General features: G+C 57.5%; 12 protein-coding genes. 5 read left to right on the forward strand and 7 right to left on the reverse strand.

Going from position 1 to position 12,370, the window contains the following annotated elements; genetic code table 11:
* Window positions 1–54: 54 nt before the first annotated feature.
* Entirely contained in the window at window positions 55–1,308 is a 1,254-nt protein-coding gene (lysA, locus tag ACLRGG_RS01435) for a diaminopimelate decarboxylase (RefSeq protein WP_416248081.1), read from the reverse strand.
* A 120-nt stretch (window positions 1,309–1,428) separates the two neighbouring features.
* Between lysA and ACLRGG_RS01440 the strand changes: the two genes are divergently transcribed.
* Window positions 1,429–2,349, forward strand: a complete 921-nt coding sequence (locus ACLRGG_RS01440; RefSeq protein ID WP_416248082.1) for a LysR family transcriptional regulator — start codon at window positions 1,429–1,431, stop codon at window positions 2,347–2,349.
* Between the two features lie 102 nt (window positions 2,350–2,451).
* Here ACLRGG_RS01440 and ACLRGG_RS01445 read toward each other — a convergent pair whose 3' ends face one another.
* The gene (locus tag ACLRGG_RS01445; protein ID WP_067709032.1) at window positions 2,452–3,615 is read right to left on the reverse strand and encodes an MFS transporter; all 1,164 of its coding nucleotides are present in this window, start codon (window positions 3,613–3,615) and stop codon (window positions 2,452–2,454) included.
* Between the two features lie 295 nt (window positions 3,616–3,910).
* Here ACLRGG_RS01445 and vapB point away from each other — a divergent pair, with 295 nt between their 5' ends.
* The 3 genes from vapB to ACLRGG_RS01460 all read left to right on the forward strand — a co-directional run bounded on the left by vapB (window position 3,911) and on the right by ACLRGG_RS01460 (window position 5,396).
* On the forward strand, window positions 3,911–4,138 hold the full coding sequence (vapB, locus tag ACLRGG_RS01450; RefSeq protein WP_416248083.1) for a type II toxin-antitoxin system VapB family antitoxin: 228 nt from the start codon (window positions 3,911–3,913) through the stop codon (window positions 4,136–4,138).
* Window positions 4,138–4,536: a type II toxin-antitoxin system tRNA(fMet)-specific endonuclease VapC gene (vapC, locus tag ACLRGG_RS01455; RefSeq protein WP_416248084.1), complete on the forward strand. Its 399-nt coding sequence runs from the start codon at window positions 4,138–4,140 to the stop codon at window positions 4,534–4,536. Before vapB ends, vapC begins: the two co-directional genes overlap by 1 nt.
* Before the next feature lie 236 nt (window positions 4,537–4,772).
* Window positions 4,773–5,396 carry a serine protease gene (locus ACLRGG_RS01460; RefSeq protein ID WP_416248085.1) on the forward strand — a complete coding sequence of 208 codons (624 nt, stop codon included), beginning with the start codon at window positions 4,773–4,775 and terminating at the stop codon, window positions 5,394–5,396.
* 118 nt (window positions 5,397–5,514) lie between these two features.
* Here ACLRGG_RS01460 and lysS read toward each other — a convergent pair whose 3' ends face one another.
* The 5 genes from lysS to xerD all read right to left on the reverse strand — a co-directional run bounded on the left by lysS (window position 5,515) and on the right by xerD (window position 11,646).
* On the reverse strand, window positions 5,515–7,035 hold the full coding sequence (gene lysS / locus ACLRGG_RS01465) for a lysine--tRNA ligase (protein WP_416248086.1): 1,521 nt from the start codon (window positions 7,033–7,035) through the stop codon (window positions 5,515–5,517).
* Between the two features lie 9 nt (window positions 7,036–7,044).
* Window positions 7,045–8,143, reverse strand: a protein-coding gene (gene prfB / locus ACLRGG_RS01470; RefSeq protein ID WP_416248087.1) for a peptide chain release factor 2 whose coding sequence is annotated in 2 segments (ribosomal slippage) — window positions 7,045–8,067 and window positions 8,069–8,143 — 1,098 coding nt in all. Because the reading frame shifts where the segments join, the coding sequence is not laid out codon by codon here.
* A gap of 96 nt (window positions 8,144–8,239) precedes the next feature.
* Window positions 8,240–9,958, reverse strand: a complete 1,719-nt coding sequence (gene recJ, locus ACLRGG_RS01475; RefSeq protein WP_416248088.1) for a single-stranded-DNA-specific exonuclease RecJ — start codon at window positions 9,956–9,958, stop codon at window positions 8,240–8,242.
* Between the two features lie 5 nt (window positions 9,959–9,963).
* Entirely contained in the window at window positions 9,964–10,665 is a 702-nt protein-coding gene (gene dsbC / locus ACLRGG_RS01480; protein ID WP_416248089.1) for a bifunctional protein-disulfide isomerase/oxidoreductase DsbC, read from the reverse strand.
* A gap of 87 nt (window positions 10,666–10,752) precedes the next feature.
* Window positions 10,753–11,646: a site-specific tyrosine recombinase XerD gene (gene xerD, locus ACLRGG_RS01485; RefSeq protein ID WP_416248090.1), complete on the reverse strand. Its 894-nt coding sequence runs from the start codon at window positions 11,644–11,646 to the stop codon at window positions 10,753–10,755.
* A gap of 104 nt (window positions 11,647–11,750) precedes the next feature.
* On the opposite strand from xerD, the gene fldB reads away from it, so the two are divergent.
* Entirely contained in the window at window positions 11,751–12,269 is a 519-nt protein-coding gene (gene fldB, locus ACLRGG_RS01490) for a flavodoxin FldB (RefSeq protein WP_345831620.1), read from the forward strand.
* The last annotated feature ends 101 nt before the right edge of the window (window positions 12,270–12,370 follow it).

The following is a 12,370-nucleotide window of genomic DNA, read 5'->3' on the forward strand; positions in this document are numbered from 1 at the left end:
TCCCCTTCGAGAGGGCTTTGCCGCGGTCGCCCGCGGCAAAGCGCGCACTCTGGGTTACTGCTCCAGGGCGATCAGCTCCTGGATGGTCTGCGCGCGGCGGATTTGCCGCGGCTGACCGTTTTCAAACAGGAATTCTGGCAGCAGCGGGCGACTGTTGTAGTTAGAGGACATTGAGGCGCCATACGCACCGGTATCGTGGAACACCAGATAGTCTCCCACTCTAACCTCTGGCAACGCGCGGGTTTCCACCATGCCACCTTCCTGCTGGGTGAACACATCACCAGACTCACACAGCGGCCCGGCCACCACGCTCTCGAGGGTCTTTTCTTCGTGCAGCTCGCGGCCATCGGCGGCGATGGCGGAAATATGATGATAGCTGCCGTACATGGCGGGACGCATCAGGTCATTAAAACCGGCATCGACCAGCACAAAATGGCGGCTTCCCATCTGCTTGACGGCGCGGACCTGCGCTACCAGTACGCCCGACTCGGCGACCAGAAAACGGCCCGGCTCAATCTCCAGTTTAACCGCATGTCCCAGATGATCCGCAACGCGCTGACGAGCGGCATCCCACAGGCCGAAATAGTGATCGGTATTAATCGCCTCTTCACCATAGTGATAAGGCACGGACAGACCGCCTCCGGCAGAGATCGCCTGCAAATCCTGACCGAATTCGATCACCTGGCTGACCATGGCATCGCACACCTGTTCCAGATGACCATAGTCGACGCCCGATCCAATATGCATATGGATCCCCAGCAGCTTCAGCTGATAGCGCTGAATCGCCTCAAGCGCCAGCGCCAGATCGCTATGCCAGATGCCGTGCTTGCTGTTTTCACCGCCGGTATTGGTTTTTTGGCTGTGCCCGTGACCGAAGCCCGGATTGATGCGCAGCCAGACCGAATGACCCGGTGAAACCTGCCCGAGCTGGTGCAGCATATCCACCGAGCCTGCGTTGACCGGAATTTTCAGCGCAGCAAGGCGCGCCAGCGTGGGCTGATCAATCACGTCAGCGGTAAAGACGATATCATCCCCGCCGGGCTGAAACCCCGCCGCCAGCGCACGTTCGATCTCGCCCAGCGAGACGGAATCCACCTTGACACCTGCCGCGCGCATCAGCCGCAGGATATGAATATTTGAGCAGGCCTTTTGCGCAAAACGCACCACGTCAAACCGTTGCAGCTGGCTGATGCGCTGGTGGATCACGCTGGCGTCATACACCCAGACGGGGCCGCCAGTCTGGCGAACCAGCGGGAGTAAATGAGTACGGTTGAGGGCGGTTTCGGTGTTATCAAGCTGGCGCGGCATTCTGTTTCTCCTTAGCGGGTTAAGACTATTACGCCACAGCTGAAGCAGGGTGAAAAATATCTGTTTTATCCTGATCTATTCATCCATGATATGGCTTTGTCTGACAGAGCATAAGTACCCATGGCAGCGATAACCCTGCGTCACATCGAAATATTTCATGCGGTGGTGACCACCAGCAACCTCACCGAGGCCGCCGCGATGCTGCATACCTCGCAGCCGACGGTCAGCCGTGAGCTGGCACGGCTGGAAAAGCTCAGTGGCCTGAAACTGTTTGACCGGGTGCGCGGTCGTTTACAGCCGACCGTGCAGGGGTTGAAGTTGTTTGAGGAGGTGCAGCGATCCTGGTACGGGCTGGACCGAATTATCAGCGCCGCCGAGGGGCTGCGTCAGTTTCGCCAGGGGGAACTTTCTGTGGCCTGCCTGCCGGTGTTTGCGCAGTCGCTGCTGCCGCTGCTCTGCCAGCCCTTTTTACAGCGCTTCCCCGACGTCAGCCTGAACATTATTTCGCAGGAGTCACCGCTGCTGGAAGAGTGGCTTTCAGCCCAGCGTTACGATCTGGGCCTGACGGAAACCAGCCAGGTTCCGGCGGGCACCGAGCGTACCGAGCTGTTTACCGGTAATGAAGTGTGCGTACTGCCGGAGGGACATATACTGGCCCAAAAAACCTGTCTGACGCCGCAGGATTTCGAGGGACACAGCTACATCAGCCTGTCACGGACGGACAGTTACCGACAGCTGCTGGACGATCTCTTTAGCGGGCACAACGTGAAGCGCAGGATGGTAATGGAGACGCACAGCGCCGCCTCGGTGTGTGCCATGGTGCGGGCTGGGGTGGGGATTTCGGTGGTGAATCCACTGACGGCACTGGATTACGCCGGCAGCGGTGTGGTTATTCGACGTTTCAGTATTAACGTCCCTTTCACGGTCAGCCTGGTGCGGCCACGGCATCGCCCCTCATCGGCGCTGGTCGAAGCCTTTAGCGACCATCTTCGGCAGCAGATCGGCCCGTTTCACCAGCGCCTGAGCGCGATGCTGGATTAACCAGAGGCGGTTTGTTCCGGCGGAGAACAATGCCAGACGCAGGTAAACGCGCCCGATTGCAACGCGCTGTCAGTGCCCCGGCCTGCGTCTGGTTATCCCACGTCAGGCCCGTGCAGCCTGAGTCTGGCCGCGTGAGCGACGGAAGGTGAGCAGGCAGACGACCAGGCCCCCGGCGGCCAGTACCGCTGCGGCGACCGGTACGCGGGTCAGACCATAGCCGCCCGCAATAACCGCCCCACCGGCCCAGGCACCAAACGCGTTGCCGATATTAAACGCCGAAATGTTCAGGGTGGAGACGAGGTTGGGTGCTTCCTTCCCGTGGCGGACCACGTTGATTTGCAGTCCCGGCACGGTCGCAAAGGTCGCCATCGCCCAGAGGAACAGGGTGATTTCAGCCAGCCACAGCGCATGGCTGGTCCAGCTAAAGGCGAGTGAAAACAGGGCGATTAGCGCAAAGCTCAGGATCAGACTGAACGACACTTTCCAGTCTGCCAGCCTGCCGCCGAGGATATTACCGACGGTCAGGCCGGCACCGATTAGAAACAGCGTCCAGCTGACGCCTTTATCACTGAGACCAGTAACCTGTAGCAGCAGCGGGGCGATATAGCTGAACAGCGCAAACATCGCGGCGGCGAAAAAGACCGTCATCAGCAGTGACAGCCACAGTTTACCGTTCGCCAGCGCGCCGATTTCACTGGCAAGATCGACCGGCTTCTCATTGCGGTTGTTGGGCAGGCTGACAATCAGCGCGATAAACGCCAGGATCCCAATCACCCCTACGCCCCAGAAGGTGGCGCGCCAGCCAAACAGCTGGCCAAACCAGGTTCCCACCGGCACGCCCAGCACGTTAGCCAGCGTCAGGCCGGTGAACATCAGCGCCACCGCCGAGGCCTGACGGGCGGGCGCAACCAGACTGGCCGCCACGACGGCACCGATGCCAAAGAAAGCGCCGTGGCACAGCGCCGTTACAATTCGCGCCAGCATCAGCAGGTTATAGTTCCAGGCCAGCGCACACAGCACGTTGCCGACGATAAAAATCGACATCAGCAGAATAAGCGTAAGCTTACGCGGAAGCTTAGCGGTCAGCAGCGCCATAATCGGTGCGCCAATCGCCACGCCCAGCGCATAGCCGCTGATCAGCCAGCCCGCAGAAGGGAGAGAGACATGCAGGTCGCCTGCAACATCGGGTAGCAGCCCCATGATGACAAACTCGGTGGTGCCGATGGCGAACGCACTAAGCGCCAGCGCCAGTAATGAAACAGGCATGAATAAGACTCCCGGGAAGTAAATGAACCCCGCCATAAACGGCAGGAAAAGGACGCGCGAAGAGGCAGATAACCGCAAACAGGGGTTAAAAGTTTGATCTGCGTCATAGAAGTAATTACAGCATAGCTCAGGAGCAACTTATAGCCCATATGAGGCAATAATCTGTTGCTCAAAAAGCAAAAGTGGCGATGCGGCAGGCGTTAGCGCGAATGGGAACTAATGTATATCCCATTGACATATACGTCCGCTATGGCAGGCTGTATACACATCATGTATATCCCTGAGTGAGGTCAAAATGAAAACCACCGTATTTTTAACTAACCGCAGTCAGGCCGTTCGATTACCTAAAACTGTCGCATTGCCTGATGACATTAAGCATGTCGATGTTGTCGCCATCGGCAGAACCCGGATTATTACTCCCGTAGGTGAATCCTGGGACACATGGTTTGAGGGCGAATCCGTTACCGTTGATTTTATGTCTTCACGCGAACAGCCAGGTTCACAGGAACGGGAAAGCTTCTGATGCTCAAGTATATGCTGGACACCAACATCTGTATTTTTACCATCAAAAATAAACCGGAGGGCATTCGGGAAAAGTTTAACCGCCATCATCAGCAGCTATGTATCAGTACCATAACGCTGATGGAGCTTATCTACGGCGCAGAGAAAAGCAGCCAGCCCGAGCGTAATCTGGCGGTTATTGAGGGTTTTATCGCCCGGCTGGACGTGCTGAATTATGACAGTCATGCCGCTATGCATACCGGGCAAATACGGGCCGAGCAGGCCAGGGCAGGCCAACCGATCGGTCCATACGACCAGATGATTGCGGGGCACGCCCGCAGCCAGGGCCTGGTCATCGTGACCAACAATATGCGTGAATTCTCTCGCGTATCAGGACTTCGCGCGGAAGACTGGCTCTAATTCATTACGCGCAGCATCACCCGCCAGGGATAACCCGCCCGCCAGCCGGGTCTCTCCAGGATTGATCTTAGTTTCCCCCTCCAGGTGCAACTTAAATTTGCCTTAAGTCAGATAAACAGTAGTCTGGGCAATAAGTGAAATAGTTAAAGCTTTGCGTGTAAAAGCCGATACCTCGATAACGGTTCCACCGGGCATCCCAGTGCTGTGCTTGATCGATTCATTGCCGAGGAAATAAGATGCAACGTGCTATTTGCCTGCTCACCCTGCTACTGTGCGGATGTTCCGTCGGAAAGTATGAGTACAGTAGCGAGGCTGAAAAACGGGTAGATATGACCGTTACCGGGATCCCGACCGTCTTAGGGGTGGGTACGCTCGGCACCACAATACCGCTCACGTCTGAATACAGCCTGACCGCCGCGCACGTGGCGAAATACTCCCTGTATCGGGTGAAGGCTTACCATCCTGAATGTGACCTGGCGGTGGTGTACCATAAGAACACCGATTTTCATCCGCCCCACTTCCGTAATGGCCACATTGGCGACAAAATTAACCTCTACGGCTACAGCTTTATCTCCGCCATGCCGGTGGCATCGACCGGCACCAACCTGGTCAATACCGGCCTGAAAAATGAGTGGAACAAAGTCAGCTGCGTGGTGGTCGCGTCTGATGCCGGCGTGGTAAAAGGTATGTCCGGCGGGGCAGTCTATAATGCCGCTGATGACTCGGTGGCAGGCGTTATCGTCGGCTATTCAGACCGTATCAATGACCTGAAAAGCGGTAAGGCGCTGTATAAAGACGTTTCGCTCTATATTCCCTATGCCCGCTTTAAAGACTGGCTGGACCAGGCCGTTAAATCCTGATCGTCGATAGCGTTTGGCGCGGCCAATAAAAAAGGGACGAATCGCTTCATCCCTTTGTTCTGAGTGGCCTTCCGTCCCGATGACGTTACATCCGGGGACGGGGCGTCGTTAAGCGCTCTTACTTGCCGCTGGGACGCAGCGCTGGGAACAGAATGACGTCGCGAATAGTGTGGCTGTTAGTAAACAACATCACCATACGGTCGATACCAATTCCCAGCCCGGCCGTTGGCGGCAGGCCGTGCTCCAGCGCGGTGACATAATCTTCGTCATAGAACATGGCTTCATCGTCGCCCGCATCCTTAGCGTTAACCTGCTGCAGGAAACGCTCCGCCTGGTCCTGAGCATCATTCAGCTCGGAGAAGCCGTTGCCGATTTCACGTCCGCCGATAAAGAACTCAAAGCGATCGGTGATTTCCGGGTTCTGGTCGTTACGACGCGCCAGCGGCGAAACTTCAGCCGGATACTCGGTGATAAAGGTCGGCTGGATCAGATGGCTTTCCGCCGTCTCTTCAAAAATTTCCGTTACCAGACGACCAAGGCCCCAGCTCTTCTCAATTTTGATCCCCAGCGACCGCGCAATGGCGGAAGCCTTATCAAAATCGTCAAGATCGGCGAGGTCGGTTTCCGGACGGTATTTCTGGATCGCTTCCTTCATCGTCAGCTTGTCGAAAGGCTTGCCGAAGTCGAAGCTCTGATCGCCATAAGGCACTACGGTGGTGCCGAGCACGTCCTGCGCCAGGGTACGGAACAGGCTCTCGGTCAGCTCGATCAGATCCTTATAGTCCGCATAGGCCATATAGAGTTCCATCATGGTGAACTCTGGGTTATGACGCGGTGAGATCCCCTCGTTGCGGAAGTTACGGTTGATCTCGAAGACGCGATCGAAGCCGCCAACCACCAGGCGCTTAAGGTACAGCTCCGGGGCGATGCGCAGATACATATCTATATCCAGCGCGTTATGATGCGTGATAAACGGACGGGCAGAGGCACCGCCTGGGATCACCTGCATCATTGGCGTTTCGACTTCCATAAACTGGCGACCCACCATAAAGCTACGGATGCCAGCCATAATCTGTGAGCGAATTTTGAAGGTGTTGCGTGATTCGTCGTTCGCGATGAGATCCAGATAGCGCTGACGGTAGCGGGTTTCCTGATCGGCGAGACCGTGAAACTTGTCAGGCAGCGGGCGCAGCGCTTTGGTCAGCAGGCGCAGTTCGCTGCAGTGAATAGACAGCTCGCCGGTTTTGGTTTTAAACAGCTTACCGCGCGCGCCGACGATATCGCCGAGATCCCACTTCTTGAACTGCTCGTTGTAGATGCCTTCCGCCAGGTCGTCACGCGAAACGTACAGCTGAATGCGGCCGCCCACGTCCTGAAGGGTAACGAACGAGGCTTTACCCATAATACGGCGGGTCATCATGCGCCCGGCAACGCTAACCTCAATGCCCAGCGTTTCCAGCTCTTCGTTCTCTTTCGCATCGAATTCAGCATGCAGCTGGTCTGACGTGCGATCGCGGCGGAAATCATTCGGGAATGCCACGCCATTTTCACGCAGCGCGCTGAGTTTTTCGCGACGCGCTTTCAGCTCATTGTTTAACTCAAGTGCGACGTCAGTGCCCTGCGGTTGTTGTTCAGACATGTCAGTTCCTTATAGCCCTGCTTTCAAGCTTGCTTCAATAAATCGGTCCAGATCGCCATCCAGCACCGCCTGGGTATTGCGGGTTTCCACGCCGGTGCGCAGGTCCTTGATACGTGCGTCATCAAGAACGTAGGAGCGGATTTGGCTCCCCCAGCCGATATCAGATTTGTTATCTTCCAGCGCCTGCTTCTCAGCATTTTTCTTCTGCATTTCCAGCTCATACAGCTTCGCCTTCATCTGCTTCATGGCCTGGTCTTTGTTTTTATGCTGAGAGCGATCGTTCTGGCACTGGGTAACGGTATTGGTCGGAATATGGGTGATACGCACCGCCGACTCGGTCCGGTTAACGTGCTGACCGCCCGCCCCCGAAGCGCGATAAACGTCAATGCGCAGATCCGCCGGATTAATGTCGATATCAATATCGTCTTCCACTTCCGGGTAGATGAAGGCGGAGCTGAACGAGGTATGGCGACGGCCACCCGAGTCAAACGGGCTTTTACGCACCAGACGATGGACACCCGTTTCCGTGCGCAGCCAGCCGAAAGCGTAGTCGCCGATAATGCGCAGCGTGGCGGATTTAATGCCCGCCACGTCGCCGTCGGACTCTTCAATCACCTCGGTTTTGAAGCCTTTGGCTTCTGCCCAGCGCAGGTACATGCGCACCAGCATGCTGGCCCAGTCCTGCGCTTCGGTGCCGCCGGAACCGGCCTGAATGTCGATGTAACAGTCGGCGCTGTCGTACTCGCCGGAGAACATGCGGCGGAACTCAAGTTCGCCCAGCTTTTTCTCCAGCACGTCGAGTTCGCCAACGGCCTCGCTGAAGGTCTCTTCGTCTTCGGCTTCAACGGCCAGCTCCAGCAGGCCCGAGACGTCGTCCAGGCCCTGGGTCAGCTGATCCAGGGTTTCGACGATCGCTTCCAGCGACGAGCGCTCTTTGCCCAGCGCCTGGGCGCGTTCAGGCTCATTCCAGACGTCCGGCTGTTCCAGCTCGGCGTTAACTTCTTCTAAGCGTTCTTTCTTGGCATCGTAGTCAAAGATACCCCCTGAGAACGCCACTGCGCTCTGAGATATCCTGAATTCGGTTCTTTACCGGGTTAATTTCAAACATGATTTTAAAATCTTTTAGGTGATCGAATCGGGCGTGAATGTAACTCAGCAGTTTAACTGAAATTCAGGGCAGTTTGTAGCCTTGCTTCAGCCCAGGCTATAGCGGCCAGAGGTGGCTGATTATAAGCTGCACGCTGCGGTTACCGCGAAATTCATTAATATCCAGCTTGTAGGCCAGCTCGACCTGACGGACGCTGGGGTCCGGCCACAGGGTGGTGTCAACGTTGAAAGCAATACCGTCCAGCAGCGGGCCTCCGCCCAGCGGCTCCACCATCACCTTCAGATGCCGTTCACCCACCAGCCGCTGCTGGATGAGGGTGAATTTGCCGTCGAACTGGGGTTCCGGAAACGCCTGGCCCCAGGGGCCCGCTTCACGCAGCAGTTCTGCCGTGGGGAGCGTCAGTTCCTGCGCCATCAGTTCGCCGTCGCTCCAGACGACGCCCTGTAGTGCCTCCTCGTCCAGCCAGTCGCCCACCAGGTCGCCGAAGCGCTGGCGGAACTCCTCAAACTTCGCCTCCTCCAGCGACAGGCCTGCCGCCATCGCGTGACCGCCAAACTTGAGGATCAGCCCCGGATTGAGCGTATCAAGCCGCTCCAGCGCGTCACGCATATGCAGACCGGCAATAGACCGCCCCGACCCCTTAAGCAGACCGTCCCCCGAGGGAGCAAAGGCGATAACGGGCCGGTTGAAACGCTCCTTCAGGCGGGATGCCAGAATTCCCACCACGCCCTGATGCCACTCGGGATGGTACATCGCAATGCCGAGCGGCAGCGCCTCGCTGCTGCGCTCAAGCGCATCGCACAGCGCCAGCGCCTCGCTCTGCATTCCCTGCTCAATCTCTTTCCGCGTCTGGTTCAGGGCATCCAGCTCGCTGGCCAGCATACGGGCCTGAGCGATATCCTCGCTGAGCAGCAGCGCCACCCCGACGGACATATCGTCCAGGCGGCCCGCAGCGTTAAGACGCGGCCCCAGCGCAAAGCCGAGATCGTTCGCCGCCAGCTGCCTCGCATCGCGGTTAGCCACCTCGAGCAACGCTTTGATCCCCGGGCGGCACTTACCCGCGCGGATGCGGCTCAGACCCTGCCAGACCAGAATGCGGTTATTGCCGTCCAGCGGCACCACGTCGGCAACCGTCCCCAGCGCCACCAGATCCAGCAGTTCAGCCAGGTTCGGCAGCGTTTCCGTCCCGCTCTCGCGCAGGCGCGCGCGCAGCGCCAGCATCAGGTAGAAGGCGACGCCTACCCCGGCCAGCGCGCCCGAGGGAAAGTCACACTCATGCAGGTTCGGGTTCACTATCGCATCGGCAGCCGGCAGGGTATCGCCCGGCAGGTGGTGATCGGTAATGACCACCGCAATGCCCTTTTCATGGGCAAGGCTGACGCCCGTATGTGAAGAAATGCCGTTATCAACGGTGACGATCAGCTGCGCGCCGCGCGCTGCCGCCTGCTCCACCACTTCCGGGCTGAGGCCGTAGCCGTCATCAAACCGGTTAGGTACCAGATACTTAACGTTAGCTGCACCCATGCTGCGCAGCGCCAGTACCGTGAGTGCGGTGCTGGTCGCGCCGTCGGCGTCAAAATCGCCCACGATCATAATGCATAAATTATCAGCAATGGCCTGCTGCAGGATCGCCGCCGCCCGCTCAATACCCGCCAGCGACTGGAAGGGATGAAGATTTTTAGCACTCCGCACCAGCTCATCGGGCTGGAGGACGCCCCGCTGCATGTAAAGACGGCGCAGCAGCGGGTGGAGATCGGTCGGGAGCTGGCTACCCTCCACCGCCTGACGACGGCGAAGTTCAGTTTTACTGTTCAAAGCAATCAGCCGCCCACTTTCTGGCTATCGAGTAGCTGTTTCATCTCTTTAGGGCCCTGGTAACCGGGGATCATCATACCGTTTTGCAGCAGGATGGCAGGCGTGCCCTGAATACCGTAGAGGATGCCCAGTTTGTAATGCTGGGAAAGATCGATTTTGCAGTCAATCGGCGAAACCGCTTCGCCCTTCATCGCCGCATCAAATGCCTTACGACGATCGCCAGCGCACCAGATTGATTTCATATCCTTCGCCACCTGACCATTCATCCCCTCACGAGGGAAGGCCAGGTAGCGCACGGTGATGCCAAGCGCGTTGTAGTCTGCCATTTCCGCATGCAGCTTATGGCAGTAGCCACAGGTGATGTCGGTAAATACGGTGATGACATGCTGCTCCTTCGGCGCTTTATAAACGATCATCTCGCTACTCAACGCATCGACCTTTTTCTCCAGCAGTTTATTGGTCACGTTTACCGGCTGGCCTGCACTGACGTCGTACAGCGGTCCCTGAATAAACTGTTTACCATCGTCGGTGATATACAGTACGCCGCTTTCCGTCAGTACCGTTTTCATTCCCGGCAGAGGAGAAGGCTGGATCTCCGTTTGCTGAAGGCCGAGCTTTTGCAGCGACTGTTTAATGGCCGCATCATCGGCGTGGGACAAGCCACTGACGGCGATAAGCAGAGAAAGTATCAGGTAACGCTTCTTCATTTAATGTCCTTATAGACGTGTACGCTGAGCCTGAATCCGCCCTCAGAGCGGGTAGCAGGCCGGTAAGAGTATTCACCGCGCCGAAGGTCAGGCGCGAGGATGGTGCTGCTGATGTAACTGACGCAGTCGCTCAGTGGCAACGTGCGTGTAGATCTGGGTCGTCGACAGGTCGCTATGGCCCAACAGCATCTGTACGACACGCAGATCTGCCCCATGGTTCAGAAGGTGGGTAGCAAATGCATGGCGAAGCACGTGCGGCGAGAGTTTATTACTGTCGATGCCTGCCAGTGTGGCGTAATGTTTGATTCGATGCCAGAAAGTTTGCCGCGTCATTTGCTGCGCACGGTTGCTGGGAAACAGCACGTCCAGCGTCTGACCGTTAAGCAGCCACGGGCGACCATACTCAATATACTGCTCCAGCCAGTGCACCGCCTCTTCCCCCAGCGGCACCAGACGCTCTTTATCTCCCTTACCAATCACTCGCACCACGCCCTGCCGCAGGCTGACGTTATTGAGCGTCAGGCTGACCAGCTCGGTGACGCGCAGGCCGGTGGCGTAGAGCAGCTCAAGCATCGCTTTGTCGCGCAGCTCAATGGGCTGCTCAACGCTGGGTGCCTGTAGCAGCCGGTCTATCTGCGCCTCGCTGAGATCTTTCGGCAAGCGCTGCGGCAGCTTAGGTGAAGAGAGCAGCGCGCTGGGATCGTCTTCGCGCAGCTTTTCCCGATAGAGATACTGAAACAGGCGGCGCATTGCGCTTAACAGCCGCGCGGAGCTGCTCGCCTTGTAGCCGCCCTCCAGCCTTTCAGCCAGAAACTGCTGCAGGTCCGCGGCGTCAACGCGCAGCAGCTGGGTGTTATGATGCGCAGCCCAGCCGACCAGCGACGTCAGGTCCAGCCGGTAGGAAGCCACCGTGTTTTCCGCCAGGTTACGCTCGATCCACAAGGCATCTAAAAACTGTTCAATCAGATCGCTGTCCTGCACCACACTGCCCCTTTATCTGTTTACCGACGGCCTGTTATGCCTGACCCCGGGTCAATTCTGATATAATCCGCGCCAGTGCATCAAGAGGAATGAGATTACCAGAGATGAATATTGGTCTGTTTTATGGCTCAAGCACCTGCTACACCGAGATGGCGGCAGAGAAGATCCGTGACTTTATCGGCGACGATCTCGTTACGCTGCATAATCTGAAGGACGATCCCCCGCAGCTGATGGAACAGTATGACATGCTGATCCTTGGCATTCCAACCTGGGACTTTGGCGAGCTGCAGGAGGACTGGGAAGCCATCTGGAGCGATCTGCCCGCGCTAAACCTGCGTGATAAAGTGGTGGCCCTGTACGGCATGGGCGATCAGGGAGAATACAGCGAGTGGTTTCTCGACGCGCTGGGCATGCTGCATGATCTTCTAGCCCCGATGGGCGTGAAGTTTGTCGGCCTGTGGCCAAATGAGGGGTATGAATTTACCAGCACCAAACCGCTTACCCCCGACGGCAGGCACTTTTTTGGGCTGGCGCTGGATGATATTAATCAGTTTGAGCGCACGGACGAGCGCATTGCCCAGTGGTGCGAGCAGATCCTCACTGAGATGGCGGCGCTGCTGTAACAGCAGCAATCCCGCCCGCGCAAGCTGCGGGGCGCATTAAGTAGCCTGCCGCATCGTCACGCGGCGCGGGTAGCGGCTGCTCTGCTACAGAACGTCACGCT

Origin of the sequence: Erwinia sp. PPS120 (genome assembly GCF_047918655.1) — a bacterium.
GTDB classification, from domain to species: Bacteria; Pseudomonadota; Gammaproteobacteria; order Enterobacterales; family Enterobacteriaceae; genus Erwinia; species Erwinia tasmaniensis_A.